Here is a 20922-nt window from a genome sequence, read left to right as displayed (position 1 = left end):
AATGATAGGTTAGGATTTTTTATTTAGTTCTTTTAAAAAGTTTTGAAATTCTGAGAGTGATGCTAATTCAGCTTTCATAGCTTCTGTTTTAGATTTTAACTTTTCTAAAGCAGTAGTCTTTTTTTGTTTTTTAGAAAACAGACGATGAAATATTGATTGCGGCTTTTTCATTAAGGATCACTCTTATCAGTTAATGACAGAGCAATACTAAAAACATTTCATGGTAAAAAAAAGAAATGATAGGGTGCAGAATAGGGTGCAATATTTTTAAAATATTGATTATATGGATTTTACAAAATCATCTAACGAGTCTTGCGCGGATAAGTTTAATTTCTTTTTTAGACGAAAACGCGTAGATTTTATAGCTTCTAAACTAGTTTTTCTAAGTTCAGAAACTTCTTTTCTTGTCAATCCTAGTTTGATGAAAGAGCAGACTTCAATATCGGTTTTTGTCAAGTTTGGGTGTTTTTCTCGAAGTCGTTTTAAGAACTCATAATTGAGTGTTTCAATGTTTTGTTTTAGCAATACTAATTTTGAATCTTCTAGTTTATCAGCTTTCAATTCGGCAAGAATTCCTGTTAATGATACACCTTCTTCCTGTTTGGAAAGTTTATTAAGGTTTTCAGTAATTTTTTCTTTGGTATTTAAATGAATGATGGTTTCTGCCATCAATTCGGTGATTTCTTCTTTTTTAGAGCTTATTTCAGTACTCAATTTATCAATTTTAGAATTGAGTTCTTTTGCTTCTAATTGTTTTCGAATACGTAATTTTTTTAAATATTTATTTCCAAAATATATGATCACAACAACCATGAATAAACTTATGATAAATAATGCTAGATACCATTTTTTCTGTAATGATTCGTTTTCAGTTTTAAGCAGTAATACTTCTTTTTCTTGCGCAAACTGAATACTATCTTTATATCGTTCTTTTTCAAAGGAATGATTCAATTCTATTTCGCGAATTTCTCTAGCTTTACTGATATTAAAAATGCTATCATAAGCTTTTGAATAACGTCTGTAATCTTCTAAGGCATTGTAATAATCTTTACGCTTATTGTGTATCAAACTACGTCTCTTAAACGACAAAACATATCTGCGACCTAGTTTTTCAGCCTTTGCAATATTGAGTGATTTGTTGATATGAAAAAGAGCTTTTTCATAATCTTTTAATTCAATAAAAATTTTTGCCAAATTGTAATGAGACGCAACTATTGATGTCTTTTTTTGAATGCCTGTTACAAAATTTAGATTTTTTAATTGCAACTCCAATGCTTCGTAATATCGTTTTTGACGAATATATAAGTTGCTCATATTGGACATTACTTGATGAACTCCTTCTTCATAATTAGCTTCAGTATAGTATGCTAATGTTTTATCTAAAAAATATTTTAAAGAATCTACTTCATCGTTAGCTTTATAAGCTCTTGATAATATATTATAGTTATGTCCAATACTTTTACTGCGTTTTAATTTTGAATTAATTGCGATGGCTTTGCGTAATATCTTTCTAGCTTTTTCGAATTCTTCTTGATAAATCAATATATTACCAATATTATTATAGCTAGATGCCAAACCGATAGAATCATTGTATTTTTCAAAAATGGGTAATGCTTCATAGTAATAGCGAATTGCCTCAGAATAATTAGCACGTCTGCGAGCAATTAAACCAAATTGTTGTGAAATTTCTGCTTTCTGTATATCCGAATTGTATTGCTGTTTAGTAGTCGCAATTATATTTCGTGCTTTATTAAGGTATGATGCAACAAGATTAAAATCTCTACGAAGTTGATAACTACCCAACTCTAGATAAAGTGCGACTTTGGTTGAATCGTTTTGCGCATTGGCTATCTTTTTTTCAAATGCCACTACAGTGGAATCTTTCTCTTGCGCAAAACATACGAAAGATTGCAATAAAAAAACTATAAATAGGAGATAGGCCGTACGCATTTGTATGATAGGTTGTTATACAAAGCTAACTATAAGTTCTAATGAATACAAAATTGTTCTATATACTATTTCCCAATACAGAAATTAGCGAAAATGTTTCCAAGCAAATCGTCACTTGTAATTTCACCTGTAATTTCACCAAAATGATATAAGGCTTGTCTAATATCAATTGCCATTAAATCACCAGATAATCCAGATTCTAAACCATAATGAACTTTGTCAATTTCTTCTAAAGCTTTTAATAATGCATCGTAATGGCGTGTGTTGGTAATAATTGTTTCATTATTACGTAAAGCGCCTGTGTTTACAAATGAAACAAGCTTTTCTTTTAAGGAATCAACACCGATGTTTTCTTTAGCAGAAAGCAATAATAAATTATCGAACTTGAATGTATTTTTGATAAATGTTGCATCACCTTTATCAATTTTGTTGGAAACAATAACAATTGGCTTTTGCGGAAACTTATTTTGAAGCTTATGAATTTCCTGTAACATTACTTTTGATTTTGCTTCATCATTAGATAGGAGTGAAGCATCAAATAAGTAAATAACCACTTGTGCTTGTTCAATTTTTTCAAAAGTTTTCTGAATTCCAATACTTTCCACCACATCTTTCGTTTCCCGAATACCAGCCGTATCAATAAATCGGAACGAAATTCCATCAATAACCAATTCATCTTCAATCGTATCACGTGTAGTTCCAGCAATATCTGAAACAATAGCACGTTCTTCGTTCAATAAAGCGTTCAATAAGGTAGATTTTCCAACATTTGGTTCACCAACAATCGCAACAGGAATTCCGTTTTTAATTACGTTTCCAACCGCAAAAGAATCAATCAAGCGTTTTAAGACAAATTGAATACGTTTTACCAAGGTTTTAAACTGCGTACGATCAGCAAATTCAACATCTTCTTCGGCAAAATCGAGTTCTAACTCAATTAAAGAAGCAAAATTCAATAATTCTTCACGCAAGTTTTTAATTTCATTACTAAATCCACCACGCATTTGCTGCATGGCTAATTGATGTGATGCTTCCGAATCACTTGCAATTAAATCTGCAACAGCTTCGGCTTGTGATAAATCGAGTTTTCCGTTTAAAAAAGATCGTAAGGTAAATTCTCCTGCATTAGCGTTTCTACAGCCATTACGCAATAGTAATTGAATGATTTGTTGTTGAATGTATACAGAACCATGACATGAAATTTCAATCGTATTTTCGCCAGTATACGAGTTTGGTCCTTTAAATAAAGAGACTAAAACTTCATCCAAATAACGATCTTCATCAATAATATGACCTAAATGGATGGTGTGCGACTTCTGCTTGCTTAACTTTTTATTTCGAATAGATTTAAAAAGTGGTTCGCAAATAGTAATGGCATCTTTTCCAGAAACTCTAATTACTGAAATTGCTCCAGCGCCAGAAGGTGTTGCCAAAGCCACAATCGTATCATTTGGAATCATAATGAATTAATTTGTGCAAAAGTAGGAATAAAGTTTTGAGTTTAAAGCATAAAATTCACATGTCTTGTTTAAGTAGCAAAGCAGAAAAAATAGTATTCTTAAACCGTTTTAGGTACCATATAATTTTGATCGTTTATTAATATTGAGCAATAGTATCTATATTTTTAGTGTTCTCTAATAATTTGATTAAATTACACATCCTTACTCGTAAACAAGATTAAACATTGAATACAACTTTAAAAAACAGAAAGAAATGGTATGAACATATTCCTCATGCTGTAGTGATCGTATTTTTAATCATAGTCTTTGTGACACTTCTTACATACCTTATTCCTGCGGGAGAATTTAAACGTATGTTAGTTGAAGGACGCAATCGAGTTATCCCAAATTCTTACACAACTATTCCTAATACACCTATAGGTTTTTTAGATATGTTTAAAGCCATTCCACAAGGTTTTAAAGCAGCTATTGAAGTTATGTTTGTCGTTTTTTCTGGAGGAATTATGTTTGGGATAATGGAACGCATCAAAGCTATTGAAAATGCAGTTGGAACATTTGTAAAAAAGCTTGGGCAAGAAAAAAAGTATCTTGCCGTAGTTATTATGACATTTATTTATGGCGCCTTGGGTGTTTTTGTTGGATACGAACATAATATAGCAATGGTTCCTATTGCTGCAGTTGTAGCTTTAGCACTTGGTGGCGATTTAATATTGGCAGCTGGAATTTCAGTAGGTGCTATTACTATTGGCTTTGGATTGTCGCCAATAAATCCCTATACAGTTGGTGTTGGACATAAAATTGCGGAACTTCCTTTATTCTCAGGCGCTTTGTTAAGAAGTATTTTATGCCTTAGCGCACTTAGTTTTTTAGCTTTCTATAATGTTAGATATCTTAAAAAAATTACTGCAAACCCAGAAAAAAGTTTAGGTAAAGGTTTAAATATTGATGGTATTTCACTTTCAAAACCTATCAATGAATATAAAATATCAACTAATAATTGGTTAGTGATATCTGTATTTATAATTGGTTTGTCTACAATTTTATATGGTGTTTTCAACTTAAAATGGTATCTCAATGAAATTTCTGCTATATTTTTAATGATAGCGATTGCTTCGGGAATTATTGGTAGAATGAATACGAATACATTTAGTGACACATTACTAAAATCGGTATCGTATGTTGCACCAGGAGCTTTTATGGTAGGATTTGCAACAACGATAAAAATATTATTAGAAATGGGACATATTAGCGACACAATCTCATTTCATTTATCAGAATTATTGAAAGATTTGCCGTTATATATTTCTGCCGTTTGTATGGCTATATCACAAAGTTTCATTAACTTTTTTATTCCTTCGGGAAGCGGACAAGCACTTGCTACATTACCCGTAATGATTCCTTCTGGAGAAGTTATTGGGCTAACAAGGCAAACCACTATTTTGGCATTTCAAATAGGAGATGGAGTTTCTAATTTAATCAATCCAACACTTGGCGGATTAATCGCTATGCTTAGCATGTGTCGAGTTCCAATAGATAGATGGTTTAGATTTATATTTCCAGTTGCTTTGACCATATTTATTTTTTCAGCAATCACACTCGTAATAGCAGTATTAATAGGTTATAATTAATTATGAACGTAACGACAATATTAAGTCATCTAGTAAGCTTTCCTGTATTAGGAGGCGAGAGTAATTTGAATATTATTCATTGGATTAAAGAATACATTGAATCTCATGGAATAGCAACAACACTAGTTCCAAACGAAGAAAATACAAAAGCGTCTTTACACTGTAGAATTGGTCCTGCAGTTGATGGCGGAATTATTCTTTCAGGTCATACAGATGTTGTCCCAGTAAAGGGACAAATATGGAATACTGATCCGTTTGTTTTAACTGAAAAAGAAGGAAAGCTCTATGCACGTGGTAGTTGTGATATGAAAGGTTTTGTAGCTTGTTGCTTGGCTGCTTTGCCGGTTATGATAAAAGCTGATCTAAAAAAACCGATCTATTTTGCATTTAGCTATGATGAAGAAATTGGTTGTCTAGGAGCTCCAGATTTAATAGCAGACATTAAAGCGACTTATAAGGAAACTCCTAAGTATGCTATTATTGGTGAACCATCTTTATTAGAACCTGTCATTGGAAAAAAAGGTATCTGTTATGTAAAAACAGAAGTAAATGGATCGGCAGGACATAGTAGTGGAATTCACAAAGAAGTAAGTGCTATTCATGAAAGTACACGATTAATAGCGTGGTTGGAAAACAAAATGCAGGCAATGGCTACTACTTCCGTTGATGATCGTTTTTCTCCACCACATTCTACAATTCATGTAGGACAAATAAAAGGTGGTGTGGCAACTAATATTGTTGCTGATTATTGTGGCTTTGAATGGGATATTCGTGTAATTCCAAAAGATGATATTCATCAAGTTTTTGAAGATTATTTTGCTTTTTGTGCGGAAAGAGAAGTGGAAGTTCGAAAAAAGTTTGCTGATTTTAAAATAACAAATACATTAATTCATCCGCCAGTTCCTGCGTTAGATACCAAAGAAACGGATAGTATTGTTGGATTAGTACAGAAGTTAACAGGAAATAATAGTTGGCAAACTGTGGCTTATGCTGCTGAAGCTGGACAGTTTCATGAAGCTGGGTATGAAAGTATTATTTGTGGTCCAGGAAGTATAGAACAAGCACATCGCGCTAATGAATTTGTAACACAAGAACAATTGGATCTTTGTGTTGTCATGTTAGAAAAATTAGTTAACGAAATGCAGTCTTGAAATGATAACTTTTTAACGAGCTTAGGATAATTTTTTATGAGCTTAAAATTATAATCAATTGATAAAGTGTAACAAAATAGATTTTTTTGTGTCATATAATCATCAATCAATAAAAAATACAATCATGAGAAGAAAAGATAATCAACTAATGGTCATTACGCATTTAACACAATTGTCAACCTTTGTTATCGGTTTTGGTAGTTTAATCATTCCGTTAATTTTATGGGCGAGTAATAAAAATGATGTAGATGAAATGGATCAACAAGGAAAAGAAATTATTAACTTTCAAATTAGCATGATTATTTATGCAATTATAAGTATTCCGTTAATTTTTGCTTTCGGACTTGGACTTTTAACGCTTATTGCTGTTGGAATTTTATCTTTTGTAATGCCAATTGTAAACGCAATTAAAGTAAGTAACGGTCAAGAACCAAGTTATCCGTTGTCAATACAGATATTATCATAATTTAGTCTTCTGATCTTTAAGTTAGTTAATAAGAAGATATAAAAAAGCCGTTATACACATCGTATAACGGCTTTCTCTATATAAAATACGTTGTTTTATATTAATTGTTCAACATTACTGGCATCACTAGCATAGTAATATGTTCTCCTTCTTCTAAACCGTCGATAGGTGTTAAGATTCCTGCACGATTAGGTAAAGACATTTCTAAAGAAACATCATCAGAACCTAAATTGTTTAGCATTTCTGTTAAGAAACGAGAGTTGAAGCCAATTTGCATGTCATCACCTTGATAATCGCAAGTTAAACGCTCTTCAGCTTTGTTTGAGTAATCTAAATCTTCAGCAGAAATATTCAATTCAGCTCCAGCAATCTTTAAACGAATTTGGTGTGTTGTTTTGTTAGAGAAAATACTAACACGACGCACAGAGTTTAAGAATTGATTTCTATTGATTTCTAATTTATTAGGGTTTTCCTTCGGAATTACCGCTTCATAATTAGGATATCTTCCATCAATCAAACGACACGTTAATACGATATTGTCAAAGATGAATTTTGCATTACTTTCATTATATTCAATCGTAACGTCTTCTTCGCTAGCGCCTAAAATACCTTTTAACAATGTTAAAGGTTTCTTTGGCATGATAAATTCAGCTACTTGAGAAGCTTGTAAATCTGTACGTTGGTATTTTACCAATTTGTGAGCATCTGTTGCTACAAACGTTAAGTTTTCTGGTGAAAACTGGAAAAATACACCACTCATTACGGGACGTAAATCATCATTTCCAGAAGCAAAGATTGTTTTGCTAATGGCAGTAGCCAATACATGACCAGCAATTGTTGTTGCGCTTGGATCTTTTAATTCAACTGTTGCAGGAAACTCGGCTCCATCAGCGTATGCTAAAGCATATTTACCGTGGTTAGAGCTAATTTCAACCGTATTATTTTCTTCTACCACAAATGTTAGTGGTTGTTCAGGAAAGGTTTTTAAAGTATCTAATAATAACTTTGCAGGAACAGCAATATTTCCTGTGCTATCTGATTCTACGTTTAAAACGGATGACATTGTCGTTTCTAAATCAGTAGCAGTTACCTTCAATTCATTTTCATTCAATTCAAAAAGGAAATTTTCTAAAATAGGTAAGGTATTACTATTATTAATAACGCCTCCTAAAACTTGAAGCTGCTTTAATAAGTATGTACTTGATACAATAAATTTCATGTGTTTTTGTTCTATTTAATGTTCAAAAATAATTCTTCCCATGTAAATAACATAGCTTTTTAGCTGTAAATTCATGCGAAAAGAATCACATTGTTATATTCCTACAAATATATCTTAAAAGTCGTTGTAAAGAAAGGAAACTTATTAACAAACTATTTTGCAAACTTACGCTTACGCAGATAGGTAAATACAATACCAAAAATAGCAAGGATAATTAGTGGAAACCCAATGTTTACAAGTTGCCAGTACGATTTTTCGGCAATGACTTTTTCAGTATCTAAGAAAGCTAATTTTAATTCCTTGGAACGAATGTTTATAAGTCCGTTGTTGTCTAATAGGTAATTTACAGAATTTAATAAGAATTCTTTGTTTCCATATTGACGTTTTGTGACAATATCAAAACCTAATTCTTGCGGTCTGCCACGCGTTACTTGATTTTTGATCACATCACCATCTGCAATGACTAACATCTTAGATTCACCTTCAGTTTTATTATCAGAAAGCTTAAATGGTTTGATACGATTTTTATACACAGATTCAAAAGTTCCTTCCAATAAAACAGCCAAATTTTGATTGCCTTTGCCTTCGTAAGCTTCTAGTTTTGGTTCGTTTTCTATAATTGACAGCGAAATTGGCTTTGGAACACCTTCCAATTTTGAAGCTGCCGAACTTTTTAATAAAACAGTTTTCTTCGTACTACTTTTTAAAAGATCAATTTGGTTGGCAAATTCAAAACGTACTAAGTTAGTATTGTTTGTAATAGGATGATCTACAGAAGGTTTTACTAACGGATTGTAGCGCCACTGAATTGGTAAGTACTGAGTTTCTTTTCCTTCGCCAACAGCCATAATAATTGGTGCACATTGCATATCATTGACCAATTTTGGATTGATTCGGATACCGTATTCAAAGAAAAAATCATTCAATCGTAAATCTCTTGGAAAAGCCAAAGAAGCACCACTTTCACTATACAAACTATCCATCTCTGCCACAGTGTTTTCTAACAACCATAACGACTTTCCGCCACGCATCGTGTATTGATCTAAAACATACTTTTCATCATCTGAAAATGCTTTGGTTGGCTTAGGAACAATTGCTAAGTCGAAACGTTTTAGGTTTTCTAATGATTTTTCGGGATTATCAGGAAAAGCACTCAAATCGAAAGGAGCAATTTTATAATAGTCTTTGAGAGTTTGTAAAAAACTTGCGATATACAAATCGTCTAATTCTCCATTTCCTTTTAAAATAGCAATTGTTTGTTTGTCTATGATCGTTAATTTCGTAAAAGCATCTGCAAAAGCATACTCTAAATGTTGTACGGAACTAGCAATTTTTTCATCATCAGAATTTGCCAGATTGTTTTTGTACAATGGAACTCTTACTGTTTTATTACCGTGACTTGCAATTGCCCAAGGATATACGGCTTCTCGCGAAATTTTATTAGTAACTTCTTCAGTTATGTATTTCGGATCCATGCCGTTATTTGCTAAAAATTCGATAGCATTTTCTTCAATAGGATCTACGTAGGTATATTTTACGTTTGGGTTATATGCTGAAAATTCTTCTAATAATTGTTCTGTTTCATCAGCCAAACGTTTGTATTCTGCTGGTAATTCTCCTTTTAAGAAAATGGTAATAACTACAGGCGAATTGACTTCTGCAAGCGTATTCTTAGAAGCTTCCGAAAGCGTGTAACGTTTGTCTTGCGTTAAGTCAAAACGTGTAAATACGCTACTTGCAATAGCATTTAGAATGATTAGTCCAACAAAGACTAAAAGTATTTTAACCTTAGTATTGAGTTCTTTCTTCAAACTTATCGTTTTTTTAATTGTAATACTGTTAAGAATAAAAAGAATAGCGTGACACTTATAAAATACACAACATCTCTTGTATCAATAACACCGCGCGCAATGCTATCAAAATGACGTTTCATACCAAATTTCTCTACAGTAGCACTAAAATCTCCAAAAATGTCAGCATTTGCTATGCCTTCAAAACCAAAATACATCACGAAACAGATAAATACAGCTGCGATAAATGCCACAATTTGATTTTGAGAAAGCGTTGATGTAAATACACCAATACTTGTATAAGCAGCAATTAAAAATAGCAAACCAAAATAGGAGCCAAGTGTACTGCCTATGTCAAGGTTTCCAACTGGGTTTCCTAAACTCCAAACAGTGTACACGTATAATAATGTTGGAATTAACGCTAATATGATCAATACTAACGAACCAAAATATTTTCCAAGCACAATTTGCCAACCAGAAATAGGCTTTGTCAATAATAATTCTAATGTTCCCAAGCGTTTTTCTTCTGAAAAACTACGCATGGTAATTGCCGGAATTAAAAAGATGAAAATCCATGGTGCTAAGGTGAAGAAAGGTGTTAAATCGGCAAATCCGTAATTAAACACATTAAATTCACTCTTAAAAAACCATAAGAATAATCCGTTTAGGACTAAAAACAAGGCAATAACCAAGTATCCAATGGACGAAGAGAAAAACGAATTAATTTCTTTTTTTAGTATTGCGAACATTTACTTCTTTTTTAATACAATAATGTCTTGATATGATAAGGTGTTTTCAGTTCTTCCTGACCAAGTTCCAGGAAAATAATGCTTGACTTGAAAACCTTTTGTTTCAAACTGTTTAAAAATATATTCTTTATCAAATGCGACGTTGGCTTCTTTCACCTTTTTGTCCATCAACGCATAGTGTTCATGAGTTATACTGAAATTCATTTTACTAGATGACATCAACTTTCGAGAAGTTTCATCCAAAATAAAAAAAGTAGCCAAACAAATTTTTTCTGTATCCAAAACGCGATGAATTTCTCCTAGATAATGCAAAACATCATTAGGCATCATATGTGTAAATACAGAAGTTAAAAAGGCAAAGTCAAAGCTTGAAGCTTCGTAAGGAAATATAAAATCTTTGGCTTCTTTAGAGGTATTTAAGTTGTATAAATCATTCTTTAATGGCGTATGTGTAAACCTAAAATTCGGATATTTAGAACTAATATTCTCAGTACACCAATTGACACCTTGTGCAACGACATCAAAACCTTCGTAGTTTCCTTCTTCGTTTAAAAATGTGGTAAATGGTATTGCCATTCTACCTATTCCTGAGCCAATATCTAAAATACGGCTGTTTGGTTGAATGTTTCCGTACTCTTTAAAATAGGTAAAAAAGGTTTCTCCAATTTCTATATAATTTCCGGGACCAGTATATACATATCCTTTTGGTGGTTCGAGTTCGTGACGTTTTCTAAAAAGATCAATAGGAAAATATACTACCTTTCTCAGTAATAATCGTTGTTTGGGTGATAAAGAATAATATAATGATCTTAGCATATATTTTTTTAACTAATCATTCTTTTTACAGAATGTATGAATGTCTAACGTTTGGTTATGCGTTCTAGTATTTTAATTAGGATAAACTCACTAATTTATCAACACTCCATGCTTGCGGCTTGTCATTAAACATAGCTTTGGTTTGCTTCCAAACGTTTTTAAATAATTCTGAATTTCTATATGCTTCCAAGTTATCTACATGTTGCCAATGACTGTATGTAAAGAAAATTTCAGGATTAGTTTTATCTTGATACAACTCTAAAAATTCACAACCTTCACGATCTTTTATCGATTGTTTCTTTTCCTCAAACATAGCCAAAAAATCAGGAATATATTTTGAATGAAAACTCATTTTAACAATACGTACAAACATAGTTTATGAAAAATTAATAGTTATGGTATCTCTAAATTGCAAACCAAATAGGCTAGAAGCACTACCAACAGTTTGCGGATTACTTTTATAAATTGCCAACTCTAAAAAGTTAGCCGAATTAAACAGTGCTAATTTTTTACCATCTTCTTCTCGTTTATGTCGTTCTACATTAAAATTAATAGAGTCGCTATAACGTTCATGAATGGTTTTAAATTTATAATTACGCGCCGAAATCTCAAAATTACGTCCTTTTCCAACATCTTTAAATATTTTTCGCGTAATATTTGTCACAACATTTCCATAGTTATCAATATAAATGACATTTCCAATGATTTGTGAATCGTCTGTATTAATAACAGGTTTAATGTCCGTTAAATGTTTTATTTCATGAATGGTCTTTCCAATCACTTCCAGCGTTCCGCCACGTGCAATATGACAAGCAACTTGTACAAATACATCTAAAACTGGAAAATTGGTTTCTAAACGATCGTGAATATTAATTTCTACAATCTTTTCAGGAACAATCTCGGAAGCAATCAAACTCATAATTCCATTATTGGCACACACAAAAAAATGACCGTCTAATTTTACGGCAATATGTTTATTTTCAGGATTCAATTCAGAATCAATCCCAATAATATGAATACTTCCTTTTGGAAAGCTATTAAAAGCATTTTGAATGATGTATGCAGCTTCAGTAATATTAAAAGGATTCACACTATGTGAGATATCAACAATACGTATATCGTTTAGTTCACTATAAATAGCTCCTTTAACTGCGCCCACAAAATGGTCTTTCTCCCCAAAATCAGTTGTCAGTGTTATAATTGCCATTGATGAATTGTTGATATTTTTTTAAATTTATTCTCTGAACTCAATTATACTTTTTTTATTGCCCAAAAAGTGTTTGTTTTTTAGTACTGTTTGCATTTTTTTTCCGTTTTATAGCTAAGCTATCAAGTCAAAAAAGTGTTTATCAGGACTTAAAACCTTTAAATTTCGCTTAAATTCCAAAAGTTTAAACGAGTTCAATTAAAAAATGGTAAGTTTGTGTTGCAAATCTAAAAAAACAAAACGGAAATCTAACCTTAATACGAGTCGCTTTTGAACGAAATTATTTTTGAACTTTCTGAGATCAGTCCAAGAGAGTTTTTTGGTCACCAAAACACCAACATAGAATTGCTAAAAAAATACTTCCCTAAACTCAAAATTGTAGCCAGAGGAAATAAAATAAAAGCATACGGAGATGAAGCCTTATTAGAAGAGTTTGACAAACGTCTTACAATGTTAATGGAGCATTTTGGGAAGTACAACAAAATTGACGAAAATGTCATTGAACGTGTATTAACAAGTGAAAGTGCTAAAGATTATGATACGTCTGCTTCAAGCGGAGAAACTTTGGTACATGGCCACAATGGTAAATTAATTAAAGCAATTACAGCCAATCAGCGTAAGTTGGTTGAGTTGATGAATAAAAATGATATGGTTTTTGCTATTGGTCCTGCAGGAACTGGTAAAACCTACACAGGAGTTGCATTAGCCGTAAGAGCTTTAAAGAATAAAGAAGTAAGAAGAATCATTTTAACACGTCCGGCTGTAGAGGCAGGAGAAAGCTTAGGTTTTTTACCTGGAGATTTAAAAGAAAAACTCGATCCGTATATGCAACCGTTGTATGATGCATTGCGTGATATGATTCCGCCAGAAAAATTAGCTAAATACATAGAAGATGGTACGATTCAAATAGCACCAATGGCATTTATGCGTGGACGTACGCTTGATAATGCTTTTGTGATTTTGGATGAAGCACAAAATACGACACATGCGCAAATGAAAATGTTTTTGACGCGTATGGGTAAAAATGCGAAATTCATGCTTACTGGCGATCCAGGACAGATAGATTTACCAAGACGTGTAATTTCTGGGCTAAAAGAAGCTTTACTTGTCTTAAAAGACATTAAAGGAATCGGAATCATTTATTTAGATGATAAAGATGTAGTTCGTCATAGATTAGTGAAGAAAGTTATTGAAGCGTACAAGAGTATTGAACATCAGAACTAAACTTTGACTTCGTTCAGTTTTCTATAGAAAGAATAAATCAACAAATATCCAAACGTCACTTCGAGTGATTTTCGTCGAAAACTGTATAGAAGTGCTAAGAAATTATCAAGGTTGAATGTAAAAGTATTTTCAAATTAACAAACAACACACAACAAGCAGTTGGTTAATTTGCTACCATCTAATTTTCAGTAATTTACGGAATTAGGAGTCCGAAAAAGGGTCGATTTCTATGCTTTTCGGTACTCTGAAACGGTACTCTTGTAGCTCCTTAAAGTCATCTTATTTTCACTAGATTTTTCAGCATTCAAAAAATCAATTTTTGGGTGTAAATATATTGCTAAATGACTATCAGTTTTACTATTTATTTCTAATAAAATCATACGAAAAATGATAAGAAATAAACAAACAAAAAGAAAATCTATTTTAGATGGATTAGATTTGGATTCCATTCCAAAGTCTACCAAACCGTTAATTGATAAGAAAAAAATATTAAAGCATCCAGTCACAAAATTAGTTATCTGTGGAATTGCTATTTACGGAATACTCAAAATTTCTAAATATTTTGTAAACGGGTATGCAGAACTAATCAGAGCCACAAAAAACTTGCGTAATGCTCGTAATCAATAAATTTAATACTCCATTTTGTTTTACTGCAATTCGAAGCTGTTTAATCTTAACAGCTATACCTTTTAGTTCGATTTCTTTTGAAACGCTTCCAATGATCATTAAATGAACTAGTCACATCAGTTAAGTGTGGTTGGTTTTCTTTTGTTGATCAAACTTTCCAGCTGTTAATCTGTTGGTGTTTATGCTTGTAATATAATAGACTAATACCCAAGGCAAAACTGTCAAATGGAATTAAAATTAAGAAAGTAAGTATCTTAAAATTAAAGTTATTATTAAAGTGAGAGTCTCAATCTATACAATTGAGACTCTTTTTATTTACAAAAAATTGTGCTCCATCTACTTCCGATCTTACATAGTAGTCATAATTTTCGTCAGGCATATTACCATAAGAGAAAAAATTATCTCGATGAATTAATATTTTGACGAGAATTCCTTTTGATTTAGGAGTTGATTTATATATTACTATGTCATTTTTTTTATACATTCTATAAAAATAGTTTTTTAATCTTGAAGAAGCCCCAAGTGTAAAATTCTTCCGCCAGTTTGTGACACAGGATTCACATTTTTCCCTATAATAACTCCTTTCTCTGGTGCAAAGTATTCTTCTGTAACATCCCCAAAAATATTTCTGAGTGTTGCTATTTTAGTTCCTTTTTCGACTACTTCCGTTAATTTAGCATGAACTGTAAGCAATCCACCTTTAGCAGTATATATCCAATAAGATTTCTGACAAATCATCGTTTCTTCGTCATTTTCTTCTACTTCACAATCAAGTAAGTTTAAATAACCCAATAAATTGTAAATTCCAGTAAGTCCATCACGAATCAATCCTTTTTGAAATAAATTAGGATCTCCTACTTCCATTGTAATCGCAGGAATACCTAATTCATCTGCGGTACCTCTTAATGTGCCATCACTAGGAGGATTGTGTACAATGATCTGTGCATTTTGTAGTAATGCCATTTTCTGAACTACTTCATCTTTCATGTCTGCTCTTACATAATACGAATTTATTCGACCATTGCTAGCAGTATGTAAGTCCACCAAATAATCAAACTGATGAATAATTTTATGAACCACTTGCCACGTATATGCCTGACTTACATTTCCATTTTCCGATCCTGGCATGATGTGATTCAAATCTACATCATCAATAAATCTTCGCTTGTTTCTCACATACGAAGGAACATTCACTACTGGAATCCCGACAATAGTTCCTTTAAGTTCACTCGTATCAATTTCGCTAAACAGTTTTTGAATTACAGAAATCCCATTCAATTCATTTCCATGTACAGCTGCTGTGACACCTACAGTTTTTCCTTCTTTAGCACCTTTAGCAACAATAACAGGAATGCTTATAGGACTCCCTAATCCATCTTCAACAATTTTAAGCCAATACCGTGTGATGGTTTCTTTCTCAATAGCTTCAATATTAATTTCCTCAACATACAGAGGAGTAGGTATATAATCATTTTTCATTTGTTTTTTCTATAATAAAATTCATTAATTCATTTACAGCTTCTTGAACAACTGTAATTCCTTTATTTTTGTGAAATTGATAGATTCCTCCAACACTTGTGACGTTGATTTCGGAGAGAATTCTTTTCCCTTCATCGTTAGTTAGTGTATCAATTCCGTACATTCCAATTCCTAATTCCTTTAAAAAAGGGTTTATTTTTTTAACAATATTCTTTTCTTCAGTTGTAATTCGTGTGTCAACAGAAGAACCTCCACTAGAAATATTACACAACCACGAATTAGAAGCAGGTAATCGTAATGTTGCACCAATAATTTTACCATTGATAACTACGATTCTTTTGTCTCCTTTGTGTACTTTTTTAAGATATTTAACTGCCAGATATTCAATATTTTTTTGATTCAATTCCTTTAAAAAGGAATATTTTGGCGTTTTTTCATTTCCTACCCAAACAAGTTCGTTATTTAATTTTATAATACCTTTTCCTCCGTAGGAATTGATAGGTTTTAAAACAATTTCCTTATGAGTCTCTGTAAAATCAATAATGTCATCCACAGTTTTACATAATCGCATAGGAGGACATAATTCAGGAAAATTCAACAAATACTTTTTAGTTCCTGCTATTTCAATTCCTGAAGGTTGGTTAATAATAATTTGATTTTTGAATATTTCTCCCAAAAAACCAAGTTGTTCTTTTGATAATGGAGGTGGCAATCGTAACCAAATAATATCATATTCAGCAACTACTTTTTTACAGTATTTCTCTTTAAAAAAAGCACCATTTTTAGTAAACTTAAAAGTAGCATCAATAGTTGTTACCCATAAAGAATCAATTGATCTATTTTCTAAAAACAAGTTATTTTCAGAAACACCTAATGAAGCGATATCCAAAGAAGCGCAAAGTTCATGTTGCACCATTTCACGTGCCATAATGTAAAGTGAATTTTCAATAGTATGCGCGCTGTGATCGGTTAAAATAAGAATGCTAAACTTTTTCATTAATGAATTTTAATTTCATCCAATAAACTTTGGTCATTATTCAAACTTTTGAAAAGATCAAACTTAAAAACACCTTTAGTATTGATCAATGTTTTTGCCATTTTATCAATTGCAACTGTTGATAAAACTGTTTGAATGTATGCTTCAATCAAATCATCTAAGCCTAAACCTAACTTGTTGAAATCGCGTCTATCCATTAACAATAATCTTTTTGCATCACTTCCCCAAGAACCATCTTTTTCTTTATAGGAAAGGTTTGTTCCTAACATTTCCCAACTATCCGAACCGCCATCAATATGGTCTTTTAGCGGTGCTTTCGCTCTACGTGCATAAGCTACCAAGGGTAAAATACCCTTTTTTGTGGAACTTACCATCAATCGTACATCGGCAATATAAGTTTCGTTTTTTAGGTTTGGAATCATTCCCACATGATACAATTTTCCTGAAGAAGTAACGCTACTCCAATTAGAATTTCCAATCAAACTTTGAATGATAAATAAATCATAATCAAACTCTAACTCCATAAAATCCTCTAATTCTTTTTCATTGATAATAGTATAAACACCTTGTCCAGCATTGCTATAGGGAACTTTAATCACTGCTTGTCCGCCCAACTTATTTACCCATAATGGAATTTCTTCTTTTCGTACATCCCAAATGGTTTCAGGAGTGTTTATTTTCAAGCCAAAAGGTTTCAATTCGGCATTAAAAATGTCATACGCTTTTGCGGCAACCATTTTATTACGCCCACCAGCCAAGCATACAATCGAAGGGTTCAAAATCTTTGTCTTCGTGTTCAATGGAAGTCTATTCCACGGTTTTTGTGTTAAGTAACGAAATGCAGCACGAATTGGAATAGGTTTTTCATTTTCATCAGTTTTTATATACATGATACCATCTTCAAAAAACACTTTGGGATCTGGATCGTCTTTGTGAAACGCAATACAATGTACAGACTCTTTCATGACATCTGCAATAACCTTTGCATAGCCAAATACTTCAATTTCATTTTTATCATAGATAACCGCTAAATTACCTTTTACATTTTTTATCTTTTTGATGTACGGTTTAAATGTGCGTTCTACCATTAAGCGATAACTTCCCTGCTCATCATTATCGTCTAACAAAGGCATGGATTTTTGACCTGAAGGACAGGAATTATTTTCAATCACTACCATTTGACGTTTTCCACCAGAGGAAGTTACATTTAGTAAATCAGCTCCACCCCATTGGAAATACTTGCACCTGTAGTTGAGAACTTCTCTTAATTTATCTTTATTTACAGATGGATGTAAGTGACAATAGCGCGTAACAATTAAATCCCTATCTAGGTTAAAAAAGAACTTTACCATTGGGTGAATAGTAGCATTTAAAGCTTTAGGATACCAGTGATCTGTTGGCTCAAAATCATTTGGATTGACAATCATTTTGATTAATTATTTTTAGTGTTTTTATATATTTATTCATGCTAGGGAATATTGCTACTCTCTAACATGAATATTTTAATTTATTATTCCGTTAATTTTAAAGCTGTGATGACATATGTAGTATACGAATCTCCTTCCTCGTCCTCCTCTTCAACGGTTTTATAGGTTACATTAAAGTTTTTGTTTTCAAATTTCTTTGACATCAGATCGTATACTTTCAAAACATTCTTATCAACTTCTTGAAATTCTAGTGTTTCATCATTACTGTCTGTAAAATAGTAAACGCCATCTTCGTAGCCATCATACGTAGCTTCTACAGTAGTATTTTGATAGGTTGTCATAAAAAATACTGCTACAGTTGAGATAATTATTGTGATTGTTTTCATTGTTTTTTTGTTTTAAAATATTTATAAATGCTAAACTCCGATAGCCTATGTCAAATTGAGATCGGATTACTCTAGTAAATCACTAATTCCTAGTAATTACAATACATGACATTGTATTTATCTTTCTTAAAAAAGTTGAAATAAACAATTAATGGTTATTGTGATTATATAAAATTGTATGTGCTTGTATTTCTTAAAGCGTCAAAAAAATTACAAACGAAGCATTGTGACGACAAGAATGGCGTCTACATATTTTAAAATGAAGTGTTTAACGGAAGTTAGCTTTACATTTCGGTTACTTATTCCATAAGCTGTAGTTAGATTTGACTTCCTAATTTCTAACCACCCGAAATTACATATAGTTTTCATTATATTAGCTAAAAGCGAAACTAAAGTAGTTAAAAATTAAATACACCAAACATTTATCACAAAAATTTTAAAATATTTTCTTTTTTTGATATTGACAACAAAATCAAGCTTGAGCTATAAATATTTTAATCTCTCTTATTATTTTTTGAGAATTTATTTAAAAAAATCAAAAAAAGTTTTTTGAATACATTTTTTTACTATGTTTGTTTAGTAAATGAGTTTATAAACAGAACGCATTGCCTACATAAATGAATACCTTTTTCAGATTCGGGCTTAGGAGCATAAAGAAGTCTACTCCAAAAGCTGTCTTACGTATAAGACGCCGAATTCTCAGGCTGACTTCTGAAACAGAACATACTTTCAAGTGTCTATTACAACGCACTTTCATGCCTTTTACGGCATTTGTTTTTCGTATTTGAGGAACTCAATTCTTTATTCAAATTAATTGCTATTTATAGCAAACGCTATCATTTCTTTAATTTTTTAATTCATTTTCAGAATGAAAACTAAATATATTGATCTCATCGAGCAAACATTTGATTTTCCTCAAAAAGAATTCAAGCTTGATGAAAAAAAACAATTACAATTTCACGGTATTGACCTTTCTAAGCTCATTGCCGAATACGGTGCGCCTTTAAAATTTACGTACCTACCAAAAATATCGGAAAATATTAACAATGCTCAAACATGGTTTGCCAACGCGATAGAAAAATACAACTACGCAGGGAATTACAACTATTGTTATTGTACCAAAAGTTCACATTTTAAGCATGTATTGAATGAAGCGTTAAAGAATGATATTCATATAGAAACATCCTCTGCATTTGACATTGATATTGTGGAAAACTTAAAAGCGCAAGGGAAAATTACAGATAAAACCTTTGTGATTAGTAATGGTTTCAAACGTGACCAATATGTAAAAAATATTGGAAGGCTTATCAATAACGGACATGAAAACTGTATTCCTATTATTGACAACTATGAAGAAATTAGCTTATTGAGTGAAGAAATTAACGGAAACTACAACATCGGAATCCGAATTGCTTCAGAAGAAGAACCAAAGTTTGAGTTTTATACGTCTCGTTTGGGAATTGGCTATAAAAATATTGTGCCTTTTTACAATAGAGATATCAAAGATAATCCAAAAGTAACACTTAAAATGTTACACTTTTTCATCAATACTGGAATTCGTGACACTGCATATTATTGGAACGAATTGTTGAAATGTATGAAAGTATATGTAAACCTAAAAAAAGTATGTCCATCGTTAGACAGCTTAAATATTGGCGGTGGTTTTCCAATCAAAAATTCGTTAGCGTTTGATTATGATTATCAATACATGATTGATGAGATTATACAACAAATCAAACAAACTTGTGATGAAGCTGGTGTAACAGTTCCCAATATTTTTACAGAATTTGGAAGTTTTACCGTGGGCGAAAGCGGTGGCGCAATCTATGAAGTGTTATACCAAAAACAACAAAACGATCGTGAAAAATGGAACATGATCAATTCGTCATTCATTACCACAATGCCAGATACATGGGCAATCAACAAACGCTTTGTCATGTTGCCAATCAACGGATGGCAAAAAGAATATGAGCGAGTTTTATTAGGCGGATTAACCTGCGATAGTGACGATTATTACAATAGTGAACAACACATGAACGCGATTTATTTACCAAAATATAGTAAAGAAAAGTCATTATATATCGGCTTTTTTAATACTGGAGCGTACCAAGAAACCATAGGTGGATTTGGCGGATTACAACATTGCTTAATTCCACAGCCTAAACACATTCTAATTGATCGTGATGAAGATGGAAACCTAGTAACTTGCTTATTTTCAGAACAACAAACTTCCGAAAAATTACTATCGCTATTAGGATATGATTTCGGAATCAACAATACGCTTACAAATACAGAAAGAGAAAAAGTTATTCAAACTGAACAAACCATTACATCTTGAAAAGAAGT

The 20922-nt window shown here is 31.9% G+C and carries 19 protein-coding genes; 6 read left to right on the top strand and 13 right to left on the bottom strand.

The window, feature by feature from the left end; genetic code table 11:
• Positions 1–9: 9 nt before the first annotated feature.
• The 3 genes from ACOQOS_RS03985 to mnmE form a co-directional block, all read right to left on the bottom strand.
• Positions 10–171, bottom strand: coding sequence for a hypothetical protein (locus tag ACOQOS_RS03985; RefSeq protein ID WP_420573671.1), 162 nt, complete (start codon positions 169–171; stop codon positions 10–12).
• 108 nt (positions 172–279) lie between these two features.
• The gene (locus ACOQOS_RS03980) at positions 280–1869 is read right to left on the bottom strand and encodes a tetratricopeptide repeat protein (protein WP_420573670.1); all 1590 of its coding nucleotides are present in this window, start codon (positions 1867–1869) and stop codon (positions 280–282) included.
• A 146-nt stretch (positions 1870–2015) separates the two neighbouring features.
• Positions 2016–3410, bottom strand: coding sequence for a tRNA uridine-5-carboxymethylaminomethyl(34) synthesis GTPase MnmE (gene mnmE, locus ACOQOS_RS03975; RefSeq protein ID WP_420573669.1), 1395 nt, complete (start codon positions 3408–3410; stop codon positions 2016–2018).
• Between the two features lie 224 nt (positions 3411–3634).
• On the opposite strand from mnmE, the gene ACOQOS_RS03970 reads away from it, so the two are divergent.
• From ACOQOS_RS03970 to ACOQOS_RS03960, 3 genes are all read left to right on the top strand, one after another.
• Positions 3635–5038, top strand: a complete 1404-nt coding sequence (locus tag ACOQOS_RS03970) for a YfcC family protein (protein WP_420573668.1) — start codon at positions 3635–3637, stop codon at positions 5036–5038.
• 2 nt (positions 5039–5040) lie between these two features.
• Positions 5041–6189: an acetylornithine deacetylase gene (gene argE / locus ACOQOS_RS03965; protein ID WP_420573667.1), complete on the top strand. Its 1149-nt coding sequence runs from the start codon at positions 5041–5043 to the stop codon at positions 6187–6189.
• A gap of 124 nt (positions 6190–6313) precedes the next feature.
• Positions 6314–6655 carry a DUF4870 domain-containing protein gene (locus ACOQOS_RS03960; RefSeq protein WP_420573666.1) on the top strand — a complete coding sequence of 114 codons (342 nt, stop codon included), beginning with the start codon at positions 6314–6316 and terminating at the stop codon, positions 6653–6655.
• 100 nt (positions 6656–6755) lie between these two features.
• On the opposite strand, the gene dnaN is transcribed toward ACOQOS_RS03960, so the two are convergent.
• The 6 genes from dnaN to ACOQOS_RS03930 all read right to left on the bottom strand — a co-directional run bounded on the left by dnaN (position 6756) and on the right by ACOQOS_RS03930 (position 12436).
• Complete coding sequence (gene dnaN / locus ACOQOS_RS03955) at positions 6756–7874, bottom strand: DNA polymerase III subunit beta (RefSeq protein WP_420573665.1); 1119 nt, start codon at positions 7872–7874, stop codon at positions 6756–6758.
• 152 nt (positions 7875–8026) lie between these two features.
• The gene (gldG, locus tag ACOQOS_RS03950) at positions 8027–9685 is read right to left on the bottom strand and encodes a gliding motility-associated ABC transporter substrate-binding protein GldG (RefSeq protein ID WP_420573664.1); all 1659 of its coding nucleotides are present in this window, start codon (positions 9683–9685) and stop codon (positions 8027–8029) included.
• 2 nt (positions 9686–9687) lie between these two features.
• Positions 9688–10413 carry a gliding motility-associated ABC transporter permease subunit GldF gene (gene gldF, locus ACOQOS_RS03945; RefSeq protein WP_420573663.1) on the bottom strand — a complete coding sequence of 242 codons (726 nt, stop codon included), beginning with the start codon at positions 10411–10413 and terminating at the stop codon, positions 9688–9690.
• On the bottom strand, positions 10414–11229 hold the full coding sequence (locus ACOQOS_RS03940) for a class I SAM-dependent methyltransferase (RefSeq protein WP_420573662.1): 816 nt from the start codon (positions 11227–11229) through the stop codon (positions 10414–10416).
• Between the two features lie 76 nt (positions 11230–11305).
• The gene (locus ACOQOS_RS03935) at positions 11306–11602 is read right to left on the bottom strand and encodes a putative quinol monooxygenase (protein WP_420573661.1); all 297 of its coding nucleotides are present in this window, start codon (positions 11600–11602) and stop codon (positions 11306–11308) included.
• Positions 11603–11605: 3 nt separating this feature from the next.
• On the bottom strand, positions 11606–12436 hold the full coding sequence (locus ACOQOS_RS03930) for an SAM hydrolase/SAM-dependent halogenase family protein (protein ID WP_420573660.1): 831 nt from the start codon (positions 12434–12436) through the stop codon (positions 11606–11608).
• A gap of 270 nt (positions 12437–12706) precedes the next feature.
• Here ACOQOS_RS03930 and ACOQOS_RS03925 point away from each other — a divergent pair, with 270 nt between their 5' ends.
• Both ACOQOS_RS03925 and ACOQOS_RS03920 read left to right on the top strand, forming a co-directional pair.
• Entirely contained in the window at positions 12707–13660 is a 954-nt protein-coding gene (locus ACOQOS_RS03925; protein ID WP_420573659.1) for a PhoH family protein, read from the top strand.
• 387 nt (positions 13661–14047) lie between these two features.
• Positions 14048–14287, top strand: a complete 240-nt coding sequence (locus tag ACOQOS_RS03920) for a hypothetical protein (RefSeq protein WP_420573658.1) — start codon at positions 14048–14050, stop codon at positions 14285–14287.
• A gap of 501 nt (positions 14288–14788) precedes the next feature.
• Here ACOQOS_RS03920 and ACOQOS_RS03915 read toward each other — a convergent pair.
• The 4 genes from ACOQOS_RS03915 to ACOQOS_RS03900 all read right to left on the bottom strand — a co-directional run bounded on the left by ACOQOS_RS03915 (position 14789) and on the right by ACOQOS_RS03900 (position 18576).
• Complete coding sequence (locus tag ACOQOS_RS03915) at positions 14789–15766, bottom strand: succinylglutamate desuccinylase/aspartoacylase family protein (protein ID WP_420573657.1); 978 nt, start codon at positions 15764–15766, stop codon at positions 14789–14791.
• Positions 15756–16763, bottom strand: a complete 1008-nt coding sequence (locus tag ACOQOS_RS03910) for an ATP-grasp domain-containing protein (protein ID WP_420573656.1) — start codon at positions 16761–16763, stop codon at positions 15756–15758. The genes ACOQOS_RS03915 and ACOQOS_RS03910 overlap by 11 nt, the downstream gene beginning before the upstream one ends.
• Positions 16763–18190 (bottom strand): hypothetical protein, encoded by a 1428-nt coding sequence (locus ACOQOS_RS03905; protein ID WP_420573655.1) that lies wholly within the window; start codon positions 18188–18190, stop codon positions 16763–16765. Before ACOQOS_RS03905 ends, ACOQOS_RS03910 begins: the two co-directional genes overlap by 1 nt.
• 83 nt (positions 18191–18273) lie before the next feature.
• Positions 18274–18576 carry a hypothetical protein gene (locus ACOQOS_RS03900; protein WP_420573654.1) on the bottom strand — a complete coding sequence of 101 codons (303 nt, stop codon included), beginning with the start codon at positions 18574–18576 and terminating at the stop codon, positions 18274–18276.
• Positions 18577–19444: 868 nt separating this feature from the next.
• On the opposite strand from ACOQOS_RS03900, the gene ACOQOS_RS03895 reads away from it, so the two are divergent.
• A complete protein-coding gene (locus ACOQOS_RS03895; protein WP_420573653.1) occupies positions 19445–20914 on the top strand; it encodes an arginine decarboxylase in 1470 nt (489 codons plus the stop codon).
• Positions 20915–20922: the final 8 nt, after the last annotated feature.

It is taken from the genome of Kordia sp. (genome assembly GCF_965224175.1).
In the GTDB taxonomy this organism is placed as follows: Bacteria; Bacteroidota; Bacteroidia; order Flavobacteriales; family Flavobacteriaceae; genus Kordia.
Note: the sequence above shows the minus strand (reverse complement) of the source record. Positions and strands in the feature narration are given on the sequence as shown.

Coding starts and splice junctions, on each gene's coding strand:
- ACOQOS_RS03985 (WP_420573671.1), bottom strand. CDS start 171: ATGAAAAAGCCGCAATCAATATTTCATCGTCTGTTTTCTAAAAAACAA.
- mnmE (WP_420573669.1), bottom strand. CDS start 3,410: ATGATTCCAAATGATACGATTGTGGCTTTGGCAACACCTTCTGGCGCT.
- argE (WP_420573667.1), top strand. CDS start 5,041: ATGAACGTAACGACAATATTAAGTCATCTAGTAAGCTTTCCTGTATTA.
- ACOQOS_RS03960 (WP_420573666.1), top strand. CDS start 6,314: ATGAGAAGAAAAGATAATCAACTAATGGTCATTACGCATTTAACACAA.
- dnaN (WP_420573665.1), bottom strand. CDS start 7,874: ATGAAATTTATTGTATCAAGTACATACTTATTAAAGCAGCTTCAAGTT.
- gldF (WP_420573663.1), bottom strand. CDS start 10,413: ATGTTCGCAATACTAAAAAAAGAAATTAATTCGTTTTTCTCTTCGTCC.
- ACOQOS_RS03940 (WP_420573662.1), bottom strand. CDS start 11,229: ATGCTAAGATCATTATATTATTCTTTATCACCCAAACAACGATTATTA.
- ACOQOS_RS03935 (WP_420573661.1), bottom strand. CDS start 11,602: ATGTTTGTACGTATTGTTAAAATGAGTTTTCATTCAAAATATATTCCT.
- ACOQOS_RS03930 (WP_420573660.1), bottom strand. CDS start 12,436: ATGGCAATTATAACACTGACAACTGATTTTGGGGAGAAAGACCATTTT.
- ACOQOS_RS03920 (WP_420573658.1), top strand. CDS start 14,048: ATGATAAGAAATAAACAAACAAAAAGAAAATCTATTTTAGATGGATTA.
- ACOQOS_RS03915 (WP_420573657.1), bottom strand. CDS start 15,766: ATGAAAAATGATTATATACCTACTCCTCTGTATGTTGAGGAAATTAAT.
- ACOQOS_RS03910 (WP_420573656.1), bottom strand. CDS start 16,763: ATGAAAAAGTTTAGCATTCTTATTTTAACCGATCACAGCGCGCATACT.
- ACOQOS_RS03905 (WP_420573655.1), bottom strand. CDS start 18,190: ATGATTGTCAATCCAAATGATTTTGAGCCAACAGATCACTGGTATCCT.
- ACOQOS_RS03900 (WP_420573654.1), bottom strand. CDS start 18,576: ATGAAAACAATCACAATAATTATCTCAACTGTAGCAGTATTTTTTATG.
- ACOQOS_RS03895 (WP_420573653.1), top strand. CDS start 19,445: ATGAAAACTAAATATATTGATCTCATCGAGCAAACATTTGATTTTCCT.